Here is a 25,530-nt window from a genome sequence, read left to right on the forward strand (position 1 = left end):
CGATTCCAAACCTGAACAGCCGGTAAAGCATGGTCCGGTAGTTTCTCCGCATCATCCTGCACGGGCCCATCGGGCGGCTTTCATCATAGCGACGCCTCGCACAGGCTCGCTTAAATTGATTATCGGAATCTTGCAGTACCATCTAAAGACGTGTGCTTTTTTCGCGCATCCTGACCGGAACGGGGACCCCGGTTTCGACCCGGAGCCGCCGCCCTTCGGCCCCGCGAGCCTGCTCAGGCCGCGTTGGCGCCTTCCTGACGGCTGGCCTCGAACAGGAACCAGGTGCGGCGCTCGGTCTCGTCGATGAACAGCTCCAGCAACTGCGCGGTGCCCCTGTCCTCATTGTCATCGGCGAGCTTGTGCGCCTTGCGCATCGCCGCCGCCATGTGCTTGTTGTCTTCCATCAGCTCGCGCAACATTTCGCGCGGCGGCACATAGGCCTCGTTGTTGTCCTGGATGGTCTGCAGCTTGGTGATCTGCCCGATCGAACGGAGCGTGATGCCGCCGAGCTTGCGCACCCGTTCGGCGAGCTGGTCGGTGGTGGCGAAGATCGCTTCCGATTGTTCGTCGAGCAACAGGTGATAATCGCGGAAATGCCGGCCGCTGACATGCCAATGGAAGTTCTTGGTCTTCAGGTAGAGCGCGAAGGCGTCCGCCAGCAGGGTGTTGAGCGAAGCCGAAATCTTCTCGACGGCGGCCGGCGCCAGGTCGGTCGGTGTGTCGAGATCGGGGGAAACCTTGCCGGCCTTATTGTTGGTTTTGCTCACGTTGCACCTTCCTGTTAGGAACCGGAGACTGGCGGCGGTGGACATTGGCCGCCGGACGACCTAACGCATCATTTTCCCGCTGGTTCCGGCTCCCGGAACCGCTGTTTTTGCCGGAAGCGCGCATGGATGATTGGATCGACTATTACGATTCCACGCATACGATTTATGCGAGCAAGCTGCATCGCGACCTGCATTTCCAGATCATCGCGCGCGACATCATCGGCTACATCTCCTCGCCCGACGCCGTCGTGCTGGACTATGCATGCGGCGAGGCGCTGTCGGCCGCCAAGGTGGCGGACGCCTGCGGCAAGCTGTATCTGGCCGAGCCGGCGCCCGGCGTCCGCGGACGGCTGATCGCGCGCTTTGCGCCGAACACCAAGATCCGCGTTCGCTCGCTGGATGATCTGCGGAAAATGGACGAGACGGTCGATCTCGTCGTCATGAATTCGGTCGCGCAATACATGACGCCGGACGAACTGGATTCGGCGCTCGCCGTCATGCGCCGGCTGCTGAAGCCCAACGGCCGCCTGGTGCTGGGCGACATCCTGCGGCCCGAAGTCGGCATGGCCAGGGACGTGCTGGCGCTATTGAAATTCGCACGCGCTCACGGCTTCCTGAAAGACGCCCTGTATGGCCTTGCGAGCACGGCGCTGTCGGACTACCGGCAGCTGCGCACCCGCGTCGGGCTGCAGCGCTACCGCGAAGACGAGATGATCGAAAAACTCGCCGCCGCCGGCTTTACCGCCTCGCGCGCGCATCTCAACATTGGCCACAACCCGTGGCGGATGACATTTGTGGCGCGCCACGCTTTCCAGCGCACCTGAGTTCTAATCGCGCGCTAAGGTTGTTAACCCTAAGGCGCGGTAAGGGGTGGTTCACCGCGCCGTGATAGGCAATGATCGCCGCGGCCCGGTGGCGGAAGCGACAACGCGGGAGCAGTGCAATGCTCCTTATCCTGGTTCAAATCCAGGCCGGGCCTCCACGCTTCGCCCTGATGGGCTACGCAGCCACGCCGGAGACCGGCAGGGCAAAGCGGATGCGCTGGCGGCAAGGAAGAGCGGATAAGCCACATATGCGTTCGTCGTCCCCCGCGAAGGCGGGGGGATCCAGTACGCCGCGGCCTCTCGATTCAATCCTGGCGTCTCTGGAATACCGGGTCACCCGCCGGAGCCTGTCATCGGGCGCGCATTCGCGCGACCCGTTGGCGGGTGACGACATTTTTCGCGAAGGCGGACCGACCGCCAAAATCCCTGAATTTCCCCGTTGATGGCCCGTTTTTGGGGGTTTCGCGGGTGCGGAATCTGGTCTAAAGACCACCCGCGCGCGAGGGTGACCCGCGCTCTTGGCTTAGGGGACGCGCAGCATGCGCGCCCTTTTTTTGTGCCCAATTTCCAGTCTGAGAGCTGATGCCCAAAAGAACAGATATCTCCACCATCCTGATCATCGGCGCCGGTCCCATCGTGATCGGCCAGGCCTGCGAATTCGACTATTCCGGCACCCAGGCGGTGAAGACGCTGAAGGAAGAGGGCTACCGCATCGTCCTCGTCAATTCCAATCCGGCCACCATCATGACCGACCCGGAACTGGCTGACGCCACCTATATCGAGCCGATCACCCCCGAAATCGTCGCCAAGATCATCGAGAACGAACGCCACGTCATCCCGGGCGGCTTTGCGCTGCTGCCGACCATGGGCGGACAGACCGCGCTGAACTGCGCGCTGTCGCTGCGCCGGCAGGGCACGCTCGACAAATTCGACGTCGAGATGATCGGCGCCACTGCGGATGCCATCGACAAGGCCGAAGATCGCCAGCTGTTCCGCAACGCGATGGAGAAGATCGGCCTGCAGACGCCGAAATCGCGGCTCGCCAACGCCTCGGCGCTCAAGAAGTCCTACCGCGACAAGTACCTGGCCGATCGCGAAAAGCTGTCCGGCGACGCGCTGGAAGAGTGCGAGCGGCAATGGACGCTCGGCGAGAACGAGCGCCGCAAGCGCTACCAGGAGCATGCGCTCGGCGAAGCGCTGATGGCGCTGTCCGAAATCGGGCTGCCCGCGATCATCCGTCCCTCCTTCACCATGGGCGGCACCGGCGGCGGCATCGCCTACAACAAGGAAGAGTTCCTCGACATCATCGAACGCGGCCTCGACGCCTCCCCGACCAACGAAGTGCTGATCGAGGAATCCGTGCTCGGCTGGAAAGAGTTCGAGATGGAGGTGGTGCGCGACAGACACGACAATTGCATCATCGTCTGCTCGATCGAGAACCTCGATCCGATGGGCGTGCACACCGGCGATTCCATCACGGTGGCGCCGGCGCTGACGCTGACCGACAAGGAATACCAGATCATGCGCGACGCCTCGATCGCGGTGCTGCGCGAGATCGGGGTGGAGACCGGCGGATCCAACGTGCAGTTCGGCGTCAACCCCGACGACGGCCGCATGGTGGTGATCGAGATGAACCCGCGCGTGTCGCGCTCCTCGGCGCTGGCCTCCAAGGCCACGGGATTCCCGATTGCAAAAGTCGCCGCCAAGCTCGCGGTCGGCTACACGCTCGATGAAATCGCCAACGACATCACTGGCGGCGCGACGCCCGCCTCGTTCGAGCCGACGATCGATTACGTCGTCACCAAGGTTCCGCGCTTCGCGTTCGAGAAATTTCCCGGCGCCTCCACTACGCTGACGACCTCGATGAAGTCGGTCGGCGAAGTCATGGCGATAGGCCGCACCTTCCAGGAGAGCCTGCAGAAGGCGCTGCGCGGGCTCGAGACCGGCCTGACCGGGCTCGACGAGATCGAGATCGAGGGGCTTGGCCAACACGACGACAAGAATGCGATCCGCGCCGCACTGGGAACGCCGACGCCGAACCGCATCCTGCAGGTGGCGCAGGCGATGCGGCTCGGCTGGACCGATGAGGAAATCTTCAATTCCTGCAAGATTGATCCATGGTTCCTCAGCGAGATGCGCGGCATCGTCGACATGGAAGCGAAGATCCGGGCGAACGGCCTGCCGCCGAACGGCTACGGCATGCGCATGCTGAAGGCGATGGGTTTTTCGGACGCGCGGCTGGCCGTGCTGTCTGAGTCCACCGAGGCCGAGATCACCGCAAAACGTCACGCGCTCGGCGTCCGCCCCGCTTTCAAGCGTATCGACACCTGCGCCGCGGAATTCGCCTCCCCCACCGCCTACATGTATTCGACCTATGAGGCGCCGTTCGCAGGCAAGCTCGCCGACGAGAGCGCGCCGTCCGACAAGAAGAAGGTCGTCATCCTCGGCGGCGGGCCGAACCGGATCGGCCAGGGCATCGAGTTCGACTATTGCTGCTGCCACGCCTGCTTCGCGCTCGACGATGCCGGCTACGAGACCATCATGATCAACTGCAATCCGGAAACGGTGTCGACCGATTACGACACCGCGGACAGGCTCTACTTCGAGCCGCTCACCGCCGAGGACGTGCTGGAAATCATCGCCACCGAACGGCAGAACGGCACGCTGCACGGCGTGATCGTGCAGTTCGGCGGCCAGACCCCGCTGAAGCTGGCGCGCGCGCTGGAAGCCGCCGACGTGCCGATCCTCGGCACCTCGCCCGACGCCATCGACCTTGCCGAGGACCGCGACCGCTTCAAGCGCGTGCTCGACAAGCTTCGTCTCAAGCAGCCGAAGAACGGCATCGCCTATTCGGTCGAGCAGGCGCGGCTGGTGACGGCCGATCTCGGCCTGCCGCTGGTGGTGCGTCCGTCCTACGTGCTGGGCGGCCGCGCGATGCAGATCATCCGCGAGGAAACCCAGCTCAACGACTACCTGCTCGACACGCTGCCCGAACTGGTGCCGGCCGACGTCAAGGCGCGCTACCCCAACGACAAGACCGGGCAGATCAACACCGTGCTCGGCAAGAACCCGCTGCTGTTCGATCGCTATCTGTCCGACGCTATCGAGATCGACGTCGACTGCCTGTGCGACGGCAAGGACACCTTCATCGTGGGCATCATGGAGCATATCGAGGAAGCCGGCATCCACTCCGGCGATTCCGCCTGCTCGCTGCCGCCGCATTCGATCGACGCAAAGATGATCGAGGAGCTCGAGCGGCAAACCCGGGAGCTCGCGCTCGGCCTCGACGTCGTCGGCCTGATGAACGTGCAATATGCCATCAAGGACAGCGAGATCTACGTGCTCGAGGTCAACCCGCGGGCCTCGCGCACCGTGCCATTCGTCGCCAAGGTCGTCGGCACGCCGGTGGCGAAGATCGCCGCGCGGATCATGGCCGGCGAGAAGCTCGCCGATTTCAAGCTGAAGAAGAAGCAGCTCGGCCATGTCGGCGTGAAAGAGTCTGTCTTCCCTTTCGCGCGTTTCCCTGGCGTCGACACCGTGCTCGGCCCGGAAATGCGCTCGACCGGCGAGGTCATGGGCATCGACCGCTCCTTCGAGGTGGCGTTTGCAAAAAGCCAGCTCGGTGGCGGCACCCGCGTGCCGCGCAAGGGCACGGTGTTCGTCTCGGTGCGCGAGATCGACAAGAACCGCATCGCGGAAGCGGTGCGCTTGCTGCACTCGCTCGGCTTCAAGGTGATGGGCACATCAGGCACCCAGCGCTTCCTGACCGACAACGGCATTCCGACCGAGAAGGTCAACAAGGTGCTGGAAGGACGGCCGCACATCGTCGACGCCATCACCAATGGCGACATCCAGCTCGTTTTCAACACCACCGAGGGACCGCAGGCGCTGGCCGACAGCCGTTCGTTGCGGCGGGCTGCCCTCTTGCATAAAGTGCCGTATTACACCACTCTTTCGGGTGCCGTGGCGGCCGCGCAGGGCATCCGCGCCTATCTGGGCGGGGACCTTGAGGTTCGCACGCTGCAGAGTTACTTTTCCGAAAACTGATCATTAGTCGGGCGTAAATGCCCGCTAAGCGATTGGCAAGAAAGCCGCATGGCTGGAACTCACCGTTCGTTCGCTTGTTGAATCGCCCTTGAATGGGGCCGAAAATCGGCAGGCTGGCGGGCTCGCGTTGGGGCCATGAAAGCCCGAATCGAAATCTAAAAACTGCCTCGTGCGCGCACGCAGGTTGCGGTTCGCACGATGGAAGGACGGAAGACATGATGGAAAAGGTACCGATGACCGCGAGCGGCTATGCCGCACTGGAGGTCGAATTGAAGCAGCGCCAGTCGGTGGAGCGTCCGCGCATCATCGAGCATATCGCGGAGGCGCGCTCGCATGGAGACCTTTCGGAAAACGCGGAATATCACGCCGCCAAGGAAGAGCAGTCGCACAATGAAGGCCGCATCGCCGAGCTCGAAGACAAGCTCGCGCGCGCCGACATTATCGACATCAGCAAGCTCTCGGGCGACACCGTCAAGTTCGGCGCCACCGTCACGCTGGTCGACGAAGACACCGAGAAGAAAACCGTGTGGCAGATCGTGGGCGAGCCGGAAGCCGACGCCAAGAAGGGCCGCATCTCGATCACCTCGCCACTGGCCCGCGCCCTGATCGGCAAGAAAAAAGGCTCGACGGTGGAAGTCGTGGCGCCGGGCGGCGCCAAAGCCTACGAGATCACCAAGGTCGAGTGGCGATAGTCACCCGCAAGTTACTGTTGCGACAAAGCCGCGTTTCGACGCGGCTTTTTTGTTGGGCGCATGACGACGCCGTCGCTGACAGGATTGTGAGTGGAGTTGCGGCGGATTCCATAATAACCGATCCTGGATAATGCTTATAAAGCATAACTAAATCGACGAGCATCGGCGCTGCATGCCGCCGTTTTCGCCGCAAGGCGCGCGCGGTGAGCGGCAGGCCCGGGCGTTTCGCAACGGCATCTTGTTGCGCTGCAATCGCGACAATGCCGCGAAGCGATGACGTGCGAGGGGAATGATTCAATTTCGGGGGTGTTGTGTCGGCATCACACGCAATCGGCCAACACCGTGTAATGTTGTGACGCTAAGTTCTAGTGTGTCAAACAGGGGACAATGACATGGACCAAATCGACAAGATGTTCGCGAAATGGCAGCCGACGGCGCTGAGCCTGTTTCGTTTTATCACCGGGCTGCTGCTGTTTCAGTATGGCGTCGCCAAGATCTTCAAGTTTCCAGTTGTTGCGATGTTCGCCAACCCCCCGCCCTTGATCATGACCGCCGGTACGATCGAGCTGGTGCTTGGTGCGCTGCTGATGATAGGCCTGTTCACGCGCATTGCCGCGTTCGTTCTGGCCGGCGAAATGGCGGCGGCCTATTTCATGGGCCACATGTTCAGGGATGTCGCCAAGCCGGTGTTCCTGCCGCTGCTCAACAACGGCACGCTGGCGATCCTGTTCTGCTTCGCCTGTCTCTATCTGGCGACGTCAGGCGGCGGGCCGTACAGCGTCGACGAGATGCGCAAGAAGTAGGTGGTCCAGTCATTCCGGGGCGATGCGAAAGCATCGAACCCGGAATCTCGAGATTCCGGGTTCGCGTCTTCGACGCGCCCCGGAATGACCCGAAGGGTCAGCTCACGACCTTCACATCGAGCGGCACCGCCGCCTCGTACTTCGAATTGTGCAGTACCAGCGACGTCCGGACGTTGCGCACGTGGGGTGCAGCGGTCAGGTGCGTGACGAAATCCTGAAACGTCGCCATGTCGGGCGCGACGCATTTCAAGATGAAATCCACCTCCCCCGACAACATCCAGCATTCCCGCACCAAGGGCTCGGCGCGGACGAAATCCTCGAACGCGCGCAAATCGGCATCCGCCTGGCTGGACAGGTGGACGGACGCAAACACCGTGACGTCAAAGCCGAGGCGGCGCGGATCGAGCAGGCCGCGGTAGCCCTGGATGTAGCCCTCTTCCTCCAGCGTGCGGACCCGGCGCAGGCAGGGCGGCGGGGAAATCCCGACGCGTTTGGCCAGTTCCACGTTGGTGATTCGGCCGTCGGCCTGGATTTCGGCAAGAATTCTGAGGTCGATTTCGTCAAGATTCTTCGACACGCGCGTCGGGTTCCCTGGTTTTGGCTGCGCTGGGCGGCCTTACTGGCAACTCTCTTAGCGCACGCGGCGCAGCTTGCGCAATTTTATTGCGCGTGCAGCGCCCCATTTCGCGATTGTTACTTCAGTTCCGGGGAAAATTCGCTGGGATGAATTGCAATTCTTGCATAGCTACCCAGATATCTTAGACTTGGATTTGACACTTTCGGCGCCCCGCGACGTCCTTCCGGGCGCTTTCTGCTCAGTCAACAAAAACCCCCGAATAAGAGAGGGATCCGCCGATGCCCGCGCCTATCCATGCCAAGGTCGTCATTATCGGTTCCGGCCCCGCCGGTTACACCGCGGCGATCTACGCGGCGCGTGCGATGCTGGAGCCGGTGCTGATCCAGGGCATCCAGCCCGGCGGGCAGCTCACCATCACCACCGACGTGGAAAACTATCCGGGCTTCGCCGACGTCATCCAGGGCCCGTGGCTGATGGAGCAGATGGAGAAGCAGGCGGCGCATGTCGGCACCAAGATCGTCACCGATCACGTCAACAAGCTCGAACTCGCGCAGCGGCCGTTCCGGCTGACCTGCGATAGTGGCGACGTCTATCTGGCGGAAACGGTGATCCTCGCCACCGGCGCGCAGGCGCGCTGGCTCGGCATCGCTTCCGAAGAAAAGTTCAAGGGTTTTGGCGTCTCGGCCTGCGCGACCTGCGACGGCTTCTTCTACCGCGGCAAGGAAGTGATCGTGGTCGGCGGCGGCAACACCGCGGTCGAGGAAGCGCTGTTCCTGACCAACTTTGCATCGGCCGTGACGATCGTGCATCGCCGCGATCATTTCCGCGCCGAGCGAATCCTGCAGGACCGGCTGTTCAAGAACCCCAAGATCAAGGTGGTCTGGGACTCAGCGATCGACGAGATCTGCGGCACCGAAAACCCGGGCAAGGTCACCCATGTGCGGCTGAAGAACGTCAAGACCGGCAGGCTTACGGACGTGCCGGCCGACGGCGTCTTCATCGCCATCGGCCACGCGCCCGCCACCGATCTCGTCAAGGGCCAGATCAAGCTTAAATCCTCGGGCTATGTCGAGGTGGCGCCGAACTCGACCGCTACTTCAATTCCCGGCCTGTTCGCCGCCGGCGACGTGGCTGATGAAACCTACCGGCAGGCGGTCACGGCTGCCGGCCTCGGCTGTATGGCGGCCCTTGAGGCCGAACGTTTCCTGGCTTTGCGCGCGAGCGATCGCGCGGCGGCAGAATAATCATGCCTAGAACACGGGACGGATCATCGGACATGGATTGGGACAAGCTGAAAGTCTTTCACGCGGCTGCAGAGGCTGGAAGCTTTACCCACGCCGGCGAACAGCTCGGGCTTTCGCAATCGGCGGTATCGCGGCAGGTCAGCGCGCTGGAGCAGGAACTCGCGGTGTCGCTGTTCCACCGCCACGCGCGCGGGCTGATCCTCACCGAACAGGGCGATCTGCTGTTTCGCACCGCGCATGACGTGTTCATGCAGTTGCAGGCGGCGCGCGCCAAGCTCACCGACAGCCGCGAGCGGCCGAGCGGCGACCTCAAGATCACCACGCCGCCGGCGCTCGGCATCAACTGGCTGATCCCGCGGCTCGACGAATTCACCGCGCTCTATCCGGACATCCGCATCTCCATGATCGTGACCGACGAGGATCTCGATCTGTCGATGCGCGAGGCTGACGTTGCGATCCGGACCCGCAAGCCGACCCAGCCGGACCTGATCCAGCGAAAACTGTTCTCGATCGGCTTCCACGCCTATTGCTCGCCGGAATACATCAAGCGCTTCGGCACGCCGCGCACGCTCGACGACCTCGACTCGCACCGCATCATCATGCTCGGCGATTCACAGGTGCCGCCGCATTTGCAGAACCGTAGCTGGCTGATCGACGCCGGCCGCAACGGCTCGGGCCCGCGCGAGGCTTATTTTAAGGTCAACAATATCTTAGGACTGGTCCGCGCCTGCCAGCAGGGGCTCGGCATCGCCGCGCTGCCCGACTACCTGGTCGAGGAAAACAACCGCCTGGTTCAGCTGTTCGGCGAAACCGACTCGATCGCGATCGACACCTACTTCGTCTATCCCGAAGAGTTGAAGACGGTCGCACGCGTGCAGGTGTTCCGCGATTTCGTGGTGAGCAAGGCGCAGCGCTGGCCCTCCTAGAGCATGATCGGGAGCAGGTGACGTTTCGTCATCCCGCTTTGCGGATTAGCCTGTTTAATAGAGGGCCCGCTCACCGCATGTCAGACATGCGGCTCGGACGGTTGCTGCACAGCACTGATGAGGATCATAGTGCTTGAACGCTGAGCGGTCGCGTCGCGCATATGTCCCCCTCCTCCAGTGGCGCGGCGGTTCAGTAATCCCTCTTGGAAGGTGATTGTGTCGGCCTCACGTGGCCAATACCTCAAGCCGGGCTCTCTTGGGCCCGGCTTTTTTTCGTGCCCGTTCTCACGCCCGCGTCATCTTGCGGTGGATTGACATTGAAGCCTTCCACAACCATCATCCGCACATGATCACGCGTTCGTGCGCAGCTTTGTCGTCGAAAAAAGGTCCCCTCCTGGGGACCCGAGATCGACGCGCGCGCTAGACCTGCCGCAACCCGCGATCCCGAAAGCCCCGCCGTCTGGACGGGGTTTTTTTATTGGTCCCGTCTCCGGCTTAACCCCACGAGGAGATGGAACGATGACTGCCCAACCAACCAGCGATCTGGCAAGCCGGCTGCAGGGCCTGTGGCTGCCGCTCATCACGCCGTTTCGCGACGGCGAACTCGACGAGGCGTCGTTACGCCGGCTCGTCAGGCATTATGCGGCCGGCCCGGTCGACGGCTTCATTCTCGCGGCGACGTCGGGCGAAGGCATGTCGCTTCGTCCCGATGAGCTCGAGCGGCTGGTGACGGTGACGCGCAGCGAGCTATCCGGCAGCGGCCACTGCCTGCCGATCCTGTTGGGCCTGTCCGGCGCCTCCACCGCGAAGCTTTTGGATGCGCTGGATGAGACGGCGGCATGGCCGATCGACGGCTACCTGATCGCGAGCCCCTATTACATCCGCCCCTCGCAGCGCGGCCTGGTGCAGCATTTCACCGCGCTCGCCGATCACGCCTCATGGCCGATCGTGCTCTACAACATTCCCTACCGGACCGGCGTCAGCCTCACCAACGAGACGCTGCTTGAGCTCGCCTTGCACCCGAACATCGTCGGCATGAAGGATTGCGGCGCCGACCGCGCGCAGACGATCGACTTCTTAAGCCGGCGGCCACCCGGCTTTGCCGTGCTGACCGGCGAGGACGCGCTGTATCACGAAGCGCTGGCCGACGGCGCCGACGGGGCGATCCTGCTGTCGGCGCATCTGGAGACCGACGCGTTCGCATCGGTGCAGACGCTGTTGAAGCAGGGCGATCGCGGCGGCGCCCAGGCGTGCTGGAAGGCCATTTCCGGACTGACCCGGCTGCTGTTCGCCGAGCCGAGCCCGGCGCCCGCCAAGTATTGGCTCAAGCGCAGCGGGCTGATCGACAGCGCCGAGGTTCGCCTGCCGATGGTGGAGGTGAGCGCGGAGCTCGGCGCGTTGCTGGACGAGGAAATCGAGCGGCGCACGCCACGGCTCTTGCGCCAGGCGTAGGATGCGATCGGCTTCCTCTCGCCTCAATGGCGAGAGGGAGAAACCGGATTAGCTGACCAGCAGGCGATAGGTCAGCACCGGCGCGAAGCCGAGCACCATCGCCCAGATGGCGAACGACGACACCAGGAGAACGTCGTGCGCTCGCTGGGCGTACGCGCTGACCGGATACTCCTTGTCGTGCGTGGTCATTTGCCATTCCCCCCGGTGATGTTCTTTGAGGAGAAACCTACAGATCAAATTTTAATGTCGCGATCGGGCCTTCGCTCGAAGTTTCGGCTTCGCACTCACCAGCCATTAACCAGGATACCTTGGTGGTTAATCGGCGGTAGCAGGCGCGGTCAAATGCAAGCGAAATCGGAATCGGGTTTTTAAAACTGGTCGCGTATCAAGATGGCAGGAGCAACAAGAAACGCGGGGGCGCGTCGTGCATTTCGAATACAACAACACCATTTCTCCGGAACAGGGCTTTAGCACCGAGGACATTCTGTGGGCCGTCGGCATCTGGTCGGTGATCCTGACAATGTCGCCGGTCGTCGTGTTCTACGTGCTGATGGTGGCGTAGAGCGACTTTCGTCATTGCCTGCGACAAGCGCGAAGCGTTTGCGCAAGGGAGCGCGAGCGACGATACTGTTTGCCCGCCACAAAAGAAAAACGCGCGGAGCGCCGCGCGTCTTTGTCAGTCCAGAAAAATCAATCCAGAAAAGAAAGCGGCGTTGTTACGCCGCCTGCTTGTGCATGGCGCCAGAAGCGGACGCCGACCCGCGGATCGCCTTGATCGAACGTTCGATCGCGCCCCAAAGCCTGGTGATCTCCGCCGCGGCCCGGCCTTCCGCGTAATATTCGCGGGCGCCTTCGCCCTGGCTCAGCGCCATGATCAGATCGGCGCGGTTGGTGATCTGGCCGCTCCACACCGGCGCACGGAATTTCGCCAGCGCTTCGCGCGCGATGGTGACGATGCGGCTCTCGACGCCGTCGCGTTCGGCGGGCGCGCCGTTGACCACGACCGCGTAGGGCTTGCGCGCCGAGCGGCAGGTCTGAATCGTTTCCTGCACGGCGTTGACGTCGAACACGCCCGGCCGCGCCGGAATGATCACCATCGTCGCGTTGCGGATCGCATCGTCGACGACGGCCGAAAGATTCGGCGGCGTGTCGATGAACACCCATTCGACGCCGTCGCGCTTGGCGGCAGCGACGATGCCGCTGACGGAATTCACCGCGGCCTTGATCGGCGGTTCGTTGGTGCCGCGCAATTTGTGCCAGAGTGTAAGCGATCCCTGTGGGTCGGCATCGACCAGAAGGATGGGCTTCGTTGCCTTGTGAACATGGGCAGCGAGGTGAGCAGCCAGGGTACTCTTTCCCGAGCCCCCCTTACGTGATGCAAATACTATTACGTTCATACCTTGGCCTCCAAGTTGACCCCAGAAGCTGAAAATGAATCAGCGGGCTGATTCGCGAAAGAAAAATTTAAGGGATGTCGCGATGAAGCCACGTAATTGCCAACAAGGCTGGTTTTTGAGTCACACGTGCGTGCAGGCCCGCAACCGGAAACGGAGCGGTTGAGCGCCTTGATCGGCTTACGGCGTGCTTTTTGTGCGCTCGCGTTCGAGCTTCATGCGCTGCCGTTCGAGCCATTTGCGCTCGATCCATCCGAGCCCCTGCGCCATCGGCTTCTGCAGCGGCGGCACGTCCTGCGCGAACAAAAGGAGTCCGAGCGGCAACATCCAGAGTCCGAGCACCGGCAGGAAGCTGAGAAAGCCGCCGGCGATCAGCAGTATGGCGAGCGGAATCCGGACGTAGATCGACGACGGCTTGCGTACCCAGCTGACGAACTTCGCCGGCCGCGGCGGCAGCTTCTTCTCGAACCAGGCAAAGTGCCGGTCGAGTTCCTTTTGATGTGCGCTCAATGAAACCCTCTCCTCTTGCGCAAGGAGATGTTCATTGCAGGGGGCGCAAACAAGGCGTCAGTCGGCCGCGCGAGGGGACCTTGAAATGGCGATGGCGCCGTCAGGTCGCCCGCGCCGTCAGGTCGCCCGCGCCGTCAGGTCGCCGGTTTCGCCGGCTTTTTGGTTTTGCGCGCCTTGGCGCTCACGGCCTTGCGCGGCGTCGCCGGCCGGATCATGGTCGGCCGGCCAGCCGGCCTGGCCGCAGCCTCGCGGGGCTCGGGATCATCCGGCCTGAACTGGGCGCGGCAGGGCGGCGAGAGCTGGGATTTTTTGGCGACCATGCAGGCGGTCACCCGGCTGACATCGGGAATCTCGGAGCTGCACAGCCGGAACGCATCGCCGGTGCAGGCCTGCTCCTGTTCGGGAGTGTAGGCCTGACCGGCGGCGGGCGAGATCGAAACCGCGAGTGCGGTAGCCAGCAACCATCCAAACCGGAAATTCCCTGCTCGAAAAATCATCATCCATCCCCCCAGCCCAAAGTTTGGCTGAATTGTGGGTGAACGGATCAGAATTCGCAAGCACGGGTGGACAACACGCCACAGCACAAGTGTCGCGGCAGCTCGAGGGGGGCAATGCAGTATGGGTGCGGGATACAGATGGGTTTGAGCACGACGTGGTGGTTGATGGTCAACTGCTTGACCGTCACCCGGAACGAGCGGCGGTCCTGGGCATCAGGAGGAAAGCCGCGAGGTAGAGCAGGCCCGTCACGATCAGCAGATTGTTGTAGCCGGTAACGAGCGCTGCATATTCCAGACAACCGCCGACGATCGCACCCAGCAGGTTGACTGCAAATGCCGACTGCGAGTCCGACGAGTTCTGGAAGCGCTTCGAGAAGGCCACGTTGGCGAGGTAAATCGGCAGGAACGCCAGCAGGGTCGCAGCCAGCAGCCTGGGCACGAAGGGGAGAGGCAGCAGCCACTCGGGACGGATGACCCAGGCTAGGGCCAGAGATGCGGCGATACCGGCGTAGACTACCGGCAGTGATGGCGTCCGGAACTTCCGCGTCGTCTCCACCGCAGCGAGCACGATGACGAGCACGGCGGCGAAGACCAGCGCGTTGACGAACCACGTGGTGCCGAAAAGGAGGGCAAAGGTCGCTACGTTCTTGGTCTCCAGCAGCAGGAACGCCGCCCCCATGAAGAACAGGTCGGCATAGGGGCGCATGTCCCGCAGCGGCCCGCCCAGCGTGCGTACGGCGACCAGGGACGTCAGGAGAACAGCGAGTAGCGTAATCGTATAGAGCGGGGGGAACGAGCCGCCCCTGAAGTAGAGGAACGGCGTATTGTCGGTTGCCGGAGAAATCACGCCGTCGCGCGAATCCTGGGCCCAGGTCGTTTCGCAGCGCTGGTCCGCGGCCGTCATCCCGATTGTGATGACCGCTTGCGCATCGGCGAATGTGTCGACGCATGGAGCGTGCCCGAATGCCGTAGCGGCGGTTCCGGCCAGCCTGTCGATGAGCCAGCGCTCCCGGTAGTAATTGTACATGGCGAAGGCGCCGTGGGGTTTCAGGTGCTCGCGCACGGAAGCCAGCGCTTCCTGCGTGAACAGGAATGACTCGAGCCGAATCTGCGAGGCCCCGCTGACCAGTGTCAGCGAGTCGGGCAGCGCGAAAAGAACAAGGTCGTACTTGCGGCCGGTGCTTTCGAGGAATGCCCGCCCGTCATTCGTGTGCATCTTCACCCGCTTGTCGGCGTATGGCCGGTCGGGGTTCTGCTCCACGCCGATCTTGAGAATTCGCGGGTCGATGTCGACTGCATCGACATGGCGGGCCTGCTTGCGCAGGGCGATCGCCACGTCGGACCCGGACCCCGCTCCGATGATCAGAACGTCATCGAGGGGATTACCGGGCAGCCGGAGATAGGGCGTCTCGTAAATTCTTTCGCCCTGCTCCAGCTTCCACTTCGCGGGGGCCATCAACTGGTGGGGCACTCCGTTGACGCCGATGAGGAGCAGGTTCGAGTCCGCCGGGCCGACTTCCTTGGTGACGACCTTGTAGTAAGGGGACCAGCTTACGCCGGGAGCCAGCGTCTCCTGCAGCAGCTTGCCGACCAGCATCAGCGCCCATGCGCAAGTCACAAGCCGGCGGGACGGGCTGGCCAACGCCAGATAGAGGGTGAACGCGATGAAACCCCAAGCCACCGACGGCGCATGCAGAAAGCTCAGCGCCGTGAACACGGATATGCCGAGAAGCGATCCGATCAGATCGTAGCGATATGCCGTCAGGGGAGGCAGTTTGCCGAAACAGCGACCCACGACTTCGGCCGGCCCGGCCATGACGACTGCGACCATCGCGAAAATGATCGGCAGTGCGAGCCAGGCGGGCGGGCCGCTGGCTTCGAGCGAGGTGAAATAGATTACGTCGGAGCCGGTCCGTTCGATCGTGACGGGGAACCAAAGCACGCCCACGATGAGAATGCTCAGCAGCGGCATCGATGCCGGCCATATGGACCAGCTTTTCCTGCTGATGAGGAAGCCCGCGCCGATACCGAGGAACGAACCCAGGAGGACGAAATTCGAAAAATACGACAGGTGTATAACGTTCGCGCCGAGCCATCGGATCAACGCCAGTTCGAGGAAGAGCATAAGACAGCTTGCCAGCACCATTCGAACGACCGTGCGCCCCGGCCTGCTGCTGCTTGCCTTGGCATCGGCCGTGACGTGTGGCGGGGCGCCGTCAACCGGCGAAATGGAGTCTGCTAGACCCGGATCAACAACTCGAAGCAAACGTCACCCCCTCTGTCCGCTGCGGAATCCTCTCGCGCGAAAACGCAAACTGAAAGATCCGCCATGGCACCGCTTCTCAGGCAGCGGGGCAAGGTACCGGGTGGCGGTCTAAGGGCGGGTTAATGTGGCGAAACTGGAAAGCGGCCGGCCAATCCTACGGGACTATCGGCGAGGTCTGGCCCTTGCCGAGCCCGCTGAGAGGGCGGCGTGATGGTACCCCGGGGGTCCGCACGTCCAACCCGAGACGGCGTGCGCCGTTCTTCGACATGCACTCGCAGACCGGCGCCACGATCGAGGCATCTACGCCCGACGCCTAACCGGATCAAAAACCGTAATTATTTCAGTGTTTTATGTGGTACAGTTGGGTGGGCTCGAACCACCGACCTCCTGTTCCACAGACAGGCGCTCTAACCAACTGAGCTACAACTGCATCCCTCACGCGGGGCCCCATAAAGAGGGGTCGCGAATGGGCCGGAAACTAGGTGCAACGCCTCGCTTTGGCAAGGCCGGGAAGCGTCTGATTATAGTCGCTCCGGGGGCATTTTGCGTTCATTTGCCGGGGCTCCGCAGATGGCGGCAAAGCATCCCTTGGCAGCAAAAAGCCCGGGCCGCTTCGCCCGGGCTCTTCGTCATCGATACCGGAAGCGATCAGGCCGCCGGCTTGTAAAGCTTCGAGGCGGAAGCCTTGATCGGCTCGACGGTCTCGGTGGCGACCTTCTGGCCGAGCTCGGCGAGCTCTTTCGCTTGCGCCGTGATGGTCTCGTACTGCTTCTTGGCGTGCGAGGTCCACAGCTCGAGCGCCGCGGCCGGCGTCTTCACGCCGAACAGCTCCTGCGCGAAATCGAGCGAGGACGTGGTGTTGGCCTTGAAGAACTCGATCAGCTTGGCGTTGTACTCGCTGGCGCCCTTGCTGGCCGAGGTGAACACGGCCTCGATGGTGCCGTTGTGGGTTTCGGCGGCATCCTTGAACTTGGCGTAGCTGTCGCGGGCCTGCGAGACGCCCTTTTCGGCAAGCGCGCGCATCTGCTCGGGGACTTCGAACGGGATGATGGAGGCAGAGAAGGGATCGGTGGAGCTGGTCACGGCTTGCATCCTTCACAATGGGGTTGAAACGGCATTCCCCCCTGCGGACCGCCGGGCAGGCAAGGCGGGCCGAAAGGTCACGCACACACTCACGAAAAGTGCCCATCCACGGGCTGGCCCAATTAGCACCAATATCATGTCAAATTTGTGCAGCGCACTGCAATTTCTGATGCATCGCCGCATATTTAACCCGGAATACGGGTTCCACTCCCGGCTAACCCGGTGCCGGGCTTCTCGCCGATGGCGGCCACTCACACTTTCGGCTTCGCCGCGTCCATGGCGGCCTTGCCGACGGCCTGGCTCATTTCGCTGGCTTGCTCCGCCAGCGCACGCATCTGCGCCTGCACATACTCGCTGTGCAGCCGCATCACCTCGGGCAGATCCTTGGCCTTCAGCAGTGACTGCGTGTGATCGAGCGAGTCCTGCACGTTCTTCTCGGCAAAGGCCATGGCCTTGCTGCCGACATCCTTGGCGCCGGCGCGAACCGCGGCGTTGCGCTCCTCGATAGTGCCGGCGGTGGCCTGCGCGGCGGTGACGAATTTCTCAAAAGCCTTGCGGGCCTGCTCGACGCTCGCTTCCGCCATCGATCGCATTTCCTCGGGTATCTCGAATCGGTCTCGCACTTCGTCACTCATGGTGCGTTCCTTTGTCCTGGCTGGGATTTGCGCCCGGATACCGTCAGGGGGCCGCATCCTGGACGGAATGCGGCGCCGGGGGGTTCCCCTTTGAACCCTTGACGGCCGTTTGCAACCACCTAACGCAGCGGCCGGGCCAAAGGGTCCAGCCGGGTTAAGGTTATCCGCCGCTTAAATTACCCCCGGCCGGCCGGGCCGTGGACCTGCAGCGGCCGGCTTGCGATAGTAATGTTCCCTTAACGCTTTCGGCGTTTTGGCAGCCGATTTTGAAGCCGGACGGTCATGTAGTCGCGATGCAGGATGCGGAATTTCAGTGGCGGGCGCACGGCGATCCGCGATTGGCGGCCTACGCGGCGAGCCGCCTGCCCGCCTGGTTGTGGACGGCGGATGGCCGGCGGATCCTGTGGGCCAATCCGGCTGGCGCCCGCCTGTTCGGCGCAGCCAATGCCGCAGCCCTTGCCGAAAAAACCTTTGGGCCGGCCGACCAGCACCGGCGGCAGATCGCGCGGCTCGCGGGCCGGCTGCTCGCCAACGGCGCCATCCGGCTGGAGCGCTTGCAAGGGTTTGGCGCGGCGCCCGGCGGGCTTGCGACCTGCGGCTGCTCGCGGTTCGACTTTCCCAATGGCAGCCACGGCGTTCTGATCGCCGCCGGCAACATTGCGCTGATCGCGCCGCGTCCGGCGCTGGCGCAGCCCGACGACGAGGTGCAGTTGGACGCCGCCTCATCAGAGCCACCTTCATCAGAGCCACCCCCGCAGCCGAGCGCACCCGTCATGCCCGTCATTGAGCAACCGGTCGCGCCGCAACCGGCTCCCGATTACGAGCAGCCGGCACAATCGGGCGAAGCGCCCGCCGAGTTTGCGTTGTTCGATGCGTTTGCCGAGCCTGCCGCCGCCGACGAGCCGCCCGCGGCCGAAACGATTGCGCGCGCGCCATCGCCTGCGATCGAAGCCTTTGCCGGCCGGCCGGCGCCGCAGGCGCGCCGCCTGCCGCTGCGCTTCACCTGGCAGATGGATCGGGAAGGCCGCTTCACGCTCGGCACCGACGAATTCGCAGGCCTGATCGGCCCGCGCACCACGGCCGCTTTCGGCCGGCCATGGCGCGAGATCGCCGAGACCTTTGGATTCGATCCCACCGGCCGGATGATGCAGGCCTTTGCGACGGGCGCGACCTGGAGCGGCATCACGCTGAACTGGCCGGTGGACGGCGGCGGCACGTTGCCGGTCGAACTGTCCGGCCTGCCGATCTTCGACGCGACGCAAAACTTCATCGGCTATCGCGGCTTAGGCGTCTGCCGCGATTTCGACGCCGTCGCGCGGCTCGCCGCCCTACGCCTGGCGGAATTGTCCGGCGAGATGGTGACGCCGCAAGAAGTGCCCGCTGCGCCATCTGCCGAGCCGGCCAGCGTTGCATTGCCTTCATCCGACGAATTGCCTGAACCGATTGCTGCAAGAACTTCCACTGCGGAGACCCATGCTGGAGAGACTTCTGCTGCAGAGACTTCACATCAAAAAGATTTGGAAACGCCCGTGGAACCTCCCAAGGAAGCCTTAGAGGAAAGCGTCCGAGAAAACGTCCAAGAAGACGTCCAAGAAAACGTCCAAGAAAACGTCCGAGAGCTCGTCAAGGACGCGCTGACGGAAACCGCAACGGAGTTGCCGGCAGACGCTGCCGCAAACGTCCTGCCGTTCCGCGCCCCGGGCGAAGCGAAGCAGCCAGCGCTGTCGCCGGTTGAAAACAGCGCCTTCGACGAACTCGCGCGGCAATTGTCGGCGCGGCTCGACTCCGAGAACGGCAACGAGGCGGCCGAGGCCTGCGAAACCTCTCCGGCCGTGCGCGAAGCCGCGAGCGCGCCGCCCGAATGGCTGGCGCCACCTGAGCCGCCGGCGCGTGGCGAAACCGCGCGCGACAAGGCGCTGCTCGATTTGCTGCCGGTCGGCATCCTGATCTACCGGCTCGACCGGCTGCTATATGCCAACCCCGCCTTCCTGACGCAGATGGGCTATCCGAGCCTGCACGCGCTGGAAGATGCCGGCGGCCTCGACGCGCTCTATGTCGAACCCGGCTCCTCCAACACCTCCTCGACGTCGGACACCGGCAGACCGGTGACGATTTCGGCAAGCCAGCCGACGGACGCGGATACGCTGTCAGCGTCGGCCGACGCACGCCTCTACACCATCTCGTGGGACGGCGATTCGGCGCTGGCCTTGATCTTCTCGGGCACGCAACATGAGGGCGCAGCGATCGCGGCCGCCATCGCGCGAGCCGAGCCTGCATCAGAGCCTGACGTCTTCGAACCGTCGGTATCGGAGTTCGAACCGGCGGTATCGGAGTTCGAACCGGCGGTATCGGAGTTCGAACCGGCGGCACCGGAGCCTGACGGCTCCGAACCGTCGGATGTCGGCCATGCCAACGCCGAAGACCTTGCCGCCATCCTCGACACCACGGCCGAAGGCATCCTGATGTTCGACGCCGAGGGCAACATCCATACCGCCAACCGCAGCGCCGAAGCGCTGTTCGGCCATGACGGCGACGAACTCGCGCGACGCAATCTCGCCGATCTGTTTGCGCCCGAAAGCCGGCATGGCGTGTTCGAATATCTCGCCGGCATCAAGGCGTCCGGCGTCGCAAGCCTGCTCGATCACGGCCGCGAGGTGCTGGGCCGCGAAAGCAAGGGCGGCATCATCGCGCTGTCGATGACCATGGGCCGCACCCGCCCTGAAGGCCCGAATTTCTTCGCGGTGTTCCGCGATCTTTCGCAAGCCAAGCAGACCGAGAGCGAATTGCGCGAGGCGCGGCGGCTGGCGGAACGCGCCGCCAATGCCAAGGCCGACGTGCTGGCCCGGATCAGCCACGAGGTGCGGACGCCGCTGAACGCCATCATCGGCTTTTCCGAAGTGATGATCGGCGAGCGGTTCGGCGCGCTCGGCAACGAGCGCTACCTCGAATACATGAGGGACATCCGCGCCTCCGGCGAACGCGTGATCGCCATCATCAACGACCTGCTCGACCTCTCAAGGATCGAAACCGGCAAGCTCGATCTGGCTTTCACCAACCAGAACCTCAACGAGCTGGTCGAGAGCTGCGTTGCGGTGTTGCAGCCGCAGGCCAACCGCGAGCGCATCATCATCCGCACGTCACTCGCGCACATGCTGCCGCCGGTGATCGCGGACGCGCGGGCGTTGCGCCAGATCACGCTGAACCTGATCGGCAATTCGATCCATCTCGCCAATGCCGGCGGCCAGGTCATCGTCTCCACGGCGTTGTCCGATTTCGGCGAGGTGATGCTGCGGGTCCGCGACACCGGCCACGGCCTCAACGACAATGAGGTTGCCGCAGCCCTGCAGCCGTTCCGGACGCCTGCGCCATCGGATCGGGCCGAGAGTTCGGCCGTCAGCCTGTCGCTAACCAAAGCCCTTGTCGAAGCCAACCGCGCCAAATTCCAGATCAAGACTGGCGGCCGTTCCGGCACGCTGATCGAGATCGTGTTTCCGCACGCGGTCGTGCGCGCCTGATATCACCGGCATCGGTCGAAACGATGCCGCTGTCGCTTTCAGTGCAATCGCTCTGATCCGGCAACTCGCCGGCCATTTTGCTCGTGTTCCACGCAGCCAAACGGGTTTGCGGCAAAACAAGCGCGTTTGCCGCAAAAGATGACGCGGCAATCGACAGTCCTTCTGGACAGCGACGCCTTTTCCGGCTGATATGCGGCGAATTGACACACAATGGCTCCACGTGAGCCTTGGAGGAAACCCCATGATCCCGTTTCATACGCGCCTGTTCGGCGCGGTCGTCGCGTTGACGCTTGCAGCATATAGCCCTGCCCTCGCGCAGCAGCTCGAGCTCAAGATCATGGCGCCCGCCGCCCCCGGCGGCGGATGGGATCAGACCGCCCGATCGATGCAGCAGGCGCTGGTCGCCGCCAAGATCGCCCGCAGCGTCCAGGTCACCAACGTGGCCGGCGCCGGTGGCAGCGTCGGCATCGCGCAGTTCGTCAACGGCGCCAAGGGCGACGGCAACCAGCTAATGGTGAACGGCTTCGTCATGGTGGGCGCGCTCGCCATGAACAAATCGCCGGTGACGCTTGAACAGGTGACGCCGATCGCGCGCCTCACCGAGGAGATCCAGGTGATCGTGGTGCCGGCGAATTCGCCGATCAAGACGGCGCAGGATCTTGCCGCTGCCGTCAAGGCCGACATCGCCAAGGTCACGTTTGCCGGCGGCTCGGCCGGCGGCGTCGACCATGTGATGGCGGCGTTGTTTGCGGGAACGATCGGCGCCGACGCCAAGAAGGTCAACTACATTCCATTTTCCGGAGGCGGTGAATCGCTGGCGGCCATTCTCGGCGGCAAGGTCACCGCAGGCATTTCGGGAATGAGCGAATACGAAGGACAGATCAAGTCCGGCAAATTGCGCGCGCTCGGCGTGACGTCGGAGAAGCGCATCGCCGGCAGCGACATTCCGACCTTCAAGGAACAGGGCATCGATCTTGTACTGGCCAACTGGCGCTCGGTGGTCGCGCCTCCCGGCATCACGCCGGAACAGCGCAAGACGCTGAGCGCCGCGGTGGAGAACATGGTCAAGTCGGACGCCTGGAAGGACATCCTCAAGCAAAAGGGCTGGGATGACGCCTATCTCGGCGGCGACGCGTTCGCGGATTTCCTGAAAAAGGAAACCGCGCGCGTCACCGACGTGCTGAAGTCGGTCGGCCTCGTCAAATCATGACGGATCTTCCGCAAGGCGGCCCGGCGTCGCGGCGCGTCGATCGCGCGGGCCTGGTCATTGCCGCGGCGCTCGCAGCGCTTGCCGCGGTGCTGGTATGGGACTCGCGGCAACTGCCAACCACCACGATGTACGGCATGGGACCCGAGGTGATGCCGGTCGTCATCGCGATCGGGCTCGGTCTGCTTGCGATCGGCAATCTGATCGACGCGCTGCGTGGCAATCTGCCGGCGCGCGAGAGCGCCGATCCCAGAGCGGTGTGGCTCATTCTCGGCGGGCTTGCGCTTCTGATCGCCATCATCGGCCTTGGCGGCGGCTTCATCCTGGCGACGTCAGCGCTGTTCGTCACCACCTCGGCGGCATTCGGACGGCGCGCCATTCTCGTTGACTCCGCCATCGCACTCGTGATGACCACCCTGATCTATCTCGCGTTCGATCGGCTGCTGACGTTGAGCCTTCCCACCGGGCCTCTGGAAAGACTGCTGTAATGGAAACCTTCGCCGCGCTCGCGCATGGCATGGCTGTCGCCGTGCAGCCGATGAACCTGCTCTACGCGCTGATCGGCGTGTTCCTCGGCACTGCAGTCGGCGTGCTGCCCGGCATCGGTCCGGCGCTCACGGTCGCGTTGCTGTTGCCGGTTACCTACAAGCTCGATCCCGGCGGCTCGCTGATCATGTTCGCCGGAATCTACTACGGCGGCATGTATGGCGGCTCGACCACGGCGATCCTCATCAACACGCCCGGCGAAAGCGCGTCGATGGCGACGGCGCTCGAAGGCAACAAGATGGCCAAGGCCGGCCGCGGCGGGCCGGCGCTGGCGACGTCCGCGATCGGTTCGTTCGTTGCGGGCACCATCGCCACCATCGGTCTCGCCTTTCTGGCGCCGTGGCTGGTCGATTTCGCGGTGCGCTTCGGGCCTGAAGATTATTTCGCGCTGATGTGCGTGGCGTTTGTCACGGTGTCCGCAACCTTCGGAGATTCGCCGATCCGCGGACTGACCAGCCTGTTTGTCGGGCTAACGCTCGGACTGATCGGCATCGACAAGCTCACCGGCCAGGCCCGGCTCGCTTTCGGCATCCCCGAACTGCTCGACGGCGTCGAGGTGACGACGCTTGCGGTCGGCCTGTTCGCCGTCGGCGAAGCGCTCTACGTCGCCTCGCGCCGCCATCACGCCGAGGAGAAGATCGAGCCGGTGCGCGGGTCGCTGTGGATGACGAGGGAGGACTGGAAGCGGTCATGGAAGCCGTGGCTGCGCGGGACGATGTTCGGCTTTCCGATCGGTGCGCTGCCGGCCGGCGGCGCCGAAATTCCGACGTTCCTGTCCTACTCCACCGAGAAGCGGCTGACGAAACATCCGGAGGAATTCGGCAAGGGCGCGATCGAAGGCGTCGCGGGGCCGGAAGCCGCCAACAATGCTTCCGCCGCCGGTACGCTCGTGCCTCTGCTGACGCTGGGCCTGCCTACCTCGGCAACGGCTGCGATGATGCTGGCGGGCTTTCAGCAATACGGCCTGAACCCGGGACCGCTGCTGTTTGCCGAGCGGCCCGATCTGGTATGGGGCCTGATCGCCAGCCTGTTCATCGCCAACGTGATGCTGCTGGTGCTCAACCTGCCGCTGGTAGGCCTGTGGGTGAAACTGCTCGCGATCCCGCAGCCGTGGCTCTACGCCGGCATTCTCGTGTTCGCGACCATGGGGACCATCGCTGCCAAACCGTCGGTCGTCGAACTGTCGATGCTGGCAGGTTTTGGCGTGCTGGGATTTTTGATGCGCCGGTTCGATTTTCCGATCGCGCCTGTCGTCGTCGGTCTCATCCTGGGCCCAATCGCCGAAAGCCAGCTGCGCCGGGCACTTGCGATCAGCCTCGGCGATCCAATCGTGCTCTTGCAAAGTCCAATGTCGGCCACGCTGCTCGGTATCGCGCTGATCGCACTGCTGGCGCCGTTCGTGCTGAAGGGACTTGGCCGGTTCAGGGCGAGCGAGGATTAGCGCGTGGACTCGTTAGCGCACAGCCAAATTCGGATTGAGGCGAGTTTGAATTGACTTCCGCTTTCGGCGTCACAGCGGACATGGCTGGACTTGCCGCTGGGTCGCCCCTGTAGCGAATGACCCAATGCGGACATAACGCGCTTCTCCATTTTACGTCAGCTCATGATGTCACAGCCGGCAAACCCGGATCGATCCCAGTCATGGCGACGGATACATCCCAGAGCCGCTGGGCGACCGCCGGATCCTGCGCCTCAGAGGATCGAGAAGCTTCCCCGGAGACTCCCCTGATCTCGCGGAAGCCGGTCGGCCCGTAATAGCCGCCGGGGGTCACTGGCCCGGTCGCAGCCTGCAGAGTGGGCCACGCGCCCATCGCGGCGGTGTTGAGAAACACTCTCGCGAGCGGCAGCAAGAGTTGGAGCGCTCCCATATAGCGTCCGAGGTCAGTCGCGGCAGCACCCGGATGACAGCCCAAGGCCGTCACCGGCGAGCCCGCAGCGCGGAGGCGGCGGTCCAGCTCAAAGAAAAACAGCGCATTGGCGAGCTTGCTCGCAGAATACCGCCCGAACCGGCTGTAGCTTTTCTCGGCGTTCAGATCGTCCCAATCGAGTTTTCCATTCCGATGGACGCTGCTGGAGGTCACCACGACCCTCGCCCCCTTCGTTTCCGCCAGCTTCGGCAGGAGCAGAGCCGTCAGCGCGAAGGTGCCAAGATGGTTGACGCCGAACTGGAGCTCAAATCCCTGCTTCGTGCGCATCAATGGTGGGGTCATTACGCCGGCATTGTTGACGAGGACATCGATGCGCGGCTCCTTTGCCGCCAGTTCGGCTGCGGTCCGAACGCTCGCAAGGTCGGCCTGGTCGAGTGGCAGGAATGCCAGGTCTGCCCTTGGGGTCGCTTGCCTGATCTGTGCCATGGCGATTTCCGCCTTCCCCTTGTCGCGACAGGCGAGCAAGACGCGCGCGCCACGCGCCGCCAAAACGCGGGAAGCCTCGAAGCCAAGGCCAGTGTTCGCTCCAGTGACGATGAAGCACTTGCCCCGCTGGTCAGGCACATTGGCTTCGGTGAATCCGCTTACTTTCGGCATGGTGGTTCCTTTCGATTGAG

The 25,530-nt window shown here is 63.4% G+C and carries 22 protein-coding genes and 2 tRNA genes; 13 read left to right on the forward strand and 11 right to left on the reverse strand.

Annotation, left to right across the window (positions count from 1 at the left end; genetic code table 11):
* Positions 1-233 precede the first annotated feature (233 nt).
* Positions 234-767, reverse strand: coding sequence for a Dps family protein (locus V1293_RS17895; protein WP_334511193.1), 534 nt, complete (start codon positions 765-767; stop codon positions 234-236).
* A gap of 122 nt (positions 768-889) precedes the next feature.
* On the opposite strand from V1293_RS17895, the gene V1293_RS17900 reads away from it, so the two are divergent.
* The 5 genes from V1293_RS17900 (at position 890) to V1293_RS17920 (ending at position 7,133) form a co-directional block, all read left to right on the forward strand.
* The gene (locus tag V1293_RS17900; protein WP_334511194.1) at positions 890-1,591 is read left to right on the forward strand and encodes a class I SAM-dependent methyltransferase; all 702 of its coding nucleotides are present in this window, start codon (positions 890-892) and stop codon (positions 1,589-1,591) included.
* A gap of 82 nt (positions 1,592-1,673) precedes the next feature.
* Positions 1,674-1,749 (forward strand) — tRNA-OTHER (locus tag V1293_RS17905).
* Between the two features lie 424 nt (positions 1,750-2,173).
* Positions 2,174-5,638, forward strand: coding sequence for a carbamoyl-phosphate synthase large subunit (carB, locus tag V1293_RS17910; protein ID WP_334511195.1), 3,465 nt, complete (start codon positions 2,174-2,176; stop codon positions 5,636-5,638).
* A 218-nt stretch (positions 5,639-5,856) separates the two neighbouring features.
* Positions 5,857-6,330, forward strand: a complete 474-nt coding sequence (gene greA / locus V1293_RS17915) for a transcription elongation factor GreA (protein ID WP_212419807.1) — start codon at positions 5,857-5,859, stop codon at positions 6,328-6,330.
* A 392-nt stretch (positions 6,331-6,722) separates the two neighbouring features.
* Positions 6,723-7,133: a DoxX family protein gene (locus V1293_RS17920; protein WP_442894251.1), complete on the forward strand. Its 411-nt coding sequence runs from the start codon at positions 6,723-6,725 to the stop codon at positions 7,131-7,133.
* A gap of 97 nt (positions 7,134-7,230) precedes the next feature.
* Here V1293_RS17920 and V1293_RS17925 read toward each other — a convergent pair whose 3' ends face one another.
* Positions 7,231-7,710, reverse strand: coding sequence for an Lrp/AsnC family transcriptional regulator (locus V1293_RS17925; protein ID WP_334511196.1), 480 nt, complete (start codon positions 7,708-7,710; stop codon positions 7,231-7,233).
* Positions 7,711-7,988: 278 nt separating this feature from the next.
* On the opposite strand from V1293_RS17925, the gene trxB reads away from it, so the two are divergent.
* The 3 genes from trxB (at position 7,989) to dapA (ending at position 11,332) form a co-directional block, all read left to right on the forward strand.
* The gene (gene trxB / locus V1293_RS17930) at positions 7,989-8,954 is read left to right on the forward strand and encodes a thioredoxin-disulfide reductase (protein WP_334511197.1); all 966 of its coding nucleotides are present in this window, start codon (positions 7,989-7,991) and stop codon (positions 8,952-8,954) included.
* 2 nt (positions 8,955-8,956) lie between these two features.
* On the forward strand, positions 8,957-9,880 hold the full coding sequence (locus V1293_RS17935) for a LysR family transcriptional regulator (RefSeq protein WP_334511198.1): 924 nt from the start codon (positions 8,957-8,959) through the stop codon (positions 9,878-9,880).
* Between the two features lie 519 nt (positions 9,881-10,399).
* Positions 10,400-11,332, forward strand: coding sequence for a 4-hydroxy-tetrahydrodipicolinate synthase (gene dapA, locus V1293_RS17940; protein ID WP_334511199.1), 933 nt, complete (start codon positions 10,400-10,402; stop codon positions 11,330-11,332).
* A 48-nt stretch (positions 11,333-11,380) separates the two neighbouring features.
* On the opposite strand, the gene V1293_RS17945 is transcribed toward dapA, so the two are convergent.
* The gene (locus V1293_RS17945) at positions 11,381-11,521 is read right to left on the reverse strand and encodes a hypothetical protein (RefSeq protein WP_334511200.1); all 141 of its coding nucleotides are present in this window, start codon (positions 11,519-11,521) and stop codon (positions 11,381-11,383) included.
* Positions 11,522-11,756: 235 nt separating this feature from the next.
* Between V1293_RS17945 and V1293_RS17950 the strand changes: the two genes are divergently transcribed.
* Positions 11,757-11,894, forward strand: a complete 138-nt coding sequence (locus V1293_RS17950) for a hypothetical protein (protein WP_334511201.1) — start codon at positions 11,757-11,759, stop codon at positions 11,892-11,894.
* A gap of 154 nt (positions 11,895-12,048) precedes the next feature.
* On the opposite strand, the gene V1293_RS17955 is transcribed toward V1293_RS17950, so the two are convergent.
* The 7 genes from V1293_RS17955 to V1293_RS17985 form a co-directional block, all read right to left on the reverse strand.
* Entirely contained in the window at positions 12,049-12,729 is a 681-nt protein-coding gene (locus tag V1293_RS17955) for a ParA family protein (RefSeq protein WP_334511202.1), read from the reverse strand.
* A 177-nt stretch (positions 12,730-12,906) separates the two neighbouring features.
* Positions 12,907-13,236: a hypothetical protein gene (locus V1293_RS17960; protein WP_334511203.1), complete on the reverse strand. Its 330-nt coding sequence runs from the start codon at positions 13,234-13,236 to the stop codon at positions 12,907-12,909.
* Positions 13,237-13,370: 134 nt separating this feature from the next.
* On the reverse strand, positions 13,371-13,736 hold the full coding sequence (locus tag V1293_RS17965; RefSeq protein WP_334511204.1) for a hypothetical protein: 366 nt from the start codon (positions 13,734-13,736) through the stop codon (positions 13,371-13,373).
* Between the two features lie 181 nt (positions 13,737-13,917).
* Positions 13,918-15,858: a hypothetical protein gene (locus tag V1293_RS17970; protein WP_334511205.1), complete on the reverse strand. Its 1,941-nt coding sequence runs from the start codon at positions 15,856-15,858 to the stop codon at positions 13,918-13,920.
* A 494-nt stretch (positions 15,859-16,352) separates the two neighbouring features.
* Positions 16,353-16,429, reverse strand: a tRNA-His gene (locus tag V1293_RS17975).
* A gap of 218 nt (positions 16,430-16,647) precedes the next feature.
* Positions 16,648-17,082 carry a phasin gene (locus V1293_RS17980; protein WP_334511206.1) on the reverse strand — a complete coding sequence of 145 codons (435 nt, stop codon included), beginning with the start codon at positions 17,080-17,082 and terminating at the stop codon, positions 16,648-16,650.
* Between the two features lie 251 nt (positions 17,083-17,333).
* Positions 17,334-17,717: a phasin gene (locus tag V1293_RS17985; protein ID WP_334511207.1), complete on the reverse strand. Its 384-nt coding sequence runs from the start codon at positions 17,715-17,717 to the stop codon at positions 17,334-17,336.
* 293 nt (positions 17,718-18,010) lie between these two features.
* Between V1293_RS17985 and V1293_RS17990 the strand changes: the two genes are divergently transcribed.
* The 4 genes from V1293_RS17990 (at position 18,011) to V1293_RS18005 (ending at position 24,426) form a co-directional block, all read left to right on the forward strand.
* Positions 18,011-21,232, forward strand: a complete 3,222-nt coding sequence (locus tag V1293_RS17990) for a PAS domain-containing protein (protein ID WP_334511208.1) — start codon at positions 18,011-18,013, stop codon at positions 21,230-21,232.
* Positions 21,233-21,473: 241 nt separating this feature from the next.
* Positions 21,474-22,442: a Bug family tripartite tricarboxylate transporter substrate binding protein gene (locus tag V1293_RS17995; RefSeq protein ID WP_334511209.1), complete on the forward strand. Its 969-nt coding sequence runs from the start codon at positions 21,474-21,476 to the stop codon at positions 22,440-22,442.
* On the forward strand, positions 22,439-22,927 hold the full coding sequence (locus V1293_RS18000) for a tripartite tricarboxylate transporter TctB family protein (RefSeq protein ID WP_334511210.1): 489 nt from the start codon (positions 22,439-22,441) through the stop codon (positions 22,925-22,927). The genes V1293_RS17995 and V1293_RS18000 overlap by 4 nt, the downstream gene beginning before the upstream one ends.
* Positions 22,927-24,426 (forward strand): tripartite tricarboxylate transporter permease, encoded by a 1,500-nt coding sequence (locus tag V1293_RS18005; protein WP_334511211.1) that lies wholly within the window; start codon positions 22,927-22,929, stop codon positions 24,424-24,426. Before V1293_RS18000 ends, V1293_RS18005 begins: the two co-directional genes overlap by 1 nt.
* Before the next feature lie 160 nt (positions 24,427-24,586).
* On the opposite strand, the gene V1293_RS18010 is transcribed toward V1293_RS18005, so the two are convergent.
* Positions 24,587-25,510, reverse strand: a complete 924-nt coding sequence (locus V1293_RS18010) for an oxidoreductase (protein WP_334511212.1) — start codon at positions 25,508-25,510, stop codon at positions 24,587-24,589.
* Positions 25,511-25,530 lie beyond the last annotated feature (20 nt).

This window comes from Bradyrhizobium sp. AZCC 1693 (genome assembly GCF_036924745.1).
In the GTDB taxonomy this organism is placed as follows: domain Bacteria; phylum Pseudomonadota; class Alphaproteobacteria; order Rhizobiales; family Xanthobacteraceae; genus Bradyrhizobium.

What these genes read in the sequence shown, in the direction of transcription:
- V1293_RS17900 (WP_334511194.1), top strand. Translation starts at nt 890, where the DNA reads ATGGATGATTGGATCGACTATTACGATTCCACGCATACGATTTATGCG.
- carB (WP_334511195.1), top strand. Translation starts at nt 2,174, where the DNA reads ATGCCCAAAAGAACAGATATCTCCACCATCCTGATCATCGGCGCCGGT.
- greA (WP_212419807.1), top strand. Translation starts at nt 5,857, where the DNA reads ATGGAAAAGGTACCGATGACCGCGAGCGGCTATGCCGCACTGGAGGTC.
- V1293_RS17920 (WP_442894251.1), top strand. Translation starts at nt 6,723, where the DNA reads ATGGACCAAATCGACAAGATGTTCGCGAAATGGCAGCCGACGGCGCTG.
- trxB (WP_334511197.1), top strand. Translation starts at nt 7,989, where the DNA reads ATGCCCGCGCCTATCCATGCCAAGGTCGTCATTATCGGTTCCGGCCCC.
- V1293_RS17935 (WP_334511198.1), top strand. Translation starts at nt 8,957, where the DNA reads ATGCCTAGAACACGGGACGGATCATCGGACATGGATTGGGACAAGCTG.
- dapA (WP_334511199.1), top strand. Translation starts at nt 10,400, where the DNA reads ATGACTGCCCAACCAACCAGCGATCTGGCAAGCCGGCTGCAGGGCCTG.
- V1293_RS17945 (WP_334511200.1), bottom strand. Translation starts at nt 11,521, where the DNA reads ATGACCACGCACGACAAGGAGTATCCGGTCAGCGCGTACGCCCAGCGA.
- V1293_RS17955 (WP_334511202.1), bottom strand. Translation starts at nt 12,729, where the DNA reads ATGAACGTAATAGTATTTGCATCACGTAAGGGGGGCTCGGGAAAGAGT.
- V1293_RS17965 (WP_334511204.1), bottom strand. Translation starts at nt 13,736, where the DNA reads ATGATGATTTTTCGAGCAGGGAATTTCCGGTTTGGATGGTTGCTGGCT.
- V1293_RS17970 (WP_334511205.1), bottom strand. Translation starts at nt 15,858, where the DNA reads ATGCTCTTCCTCGAACTGGCGTTGATCCGATGGCTCGGCGCGAACGTT.
- V1293_RS17985 (WP_334511207.1), bottom strand. Translation starts at nt 17,717, where the DNA reads ATGAGTGACGAAGTGCGAGACCGATTCGAGATACCCGAGGAAATGCGA.
- V1293_RS17990 (WP_334511208.1), top strand. Translation starts at nt 18,011, where the DNA reads ATGCAGGATGCGGAATTTCAGTGGCGGGCGCACGGCGATCCGCGATTG.
- V1293_RS17995 (WP_334511209.1), top strand. Translation starts at nt 21,474, where the DNA reads ATGATCCCGTTTCATACGCGCCTGTTCGGCGCGGTCGTCGCGTTGACG.
- V1293_RS18000 (WP_334511210.1), top strand. Translation starts at nt 22,439, where the DNA reads ATGACGGATCTTCCGCAAGGCGGCCCGGCGTCGCGGCGCGTCGATCGC.
- V1293_RS18005 (WP_334511211.1), top strand. Translation starts at nt 22,927, where the DNA reads ATGGAAACCTTCGCCGCGCTCGCGCATGGCATGGCTGTCGCCGTGCAG.
- V1293_RS18010 (WP_334511212.1), bottom strand. Translation starts at nt 25,510, where the DNA reads ATGCCGAAAGTAAGCGGATTCACCGAAGCCAATGTGCCTGACCAGCGG.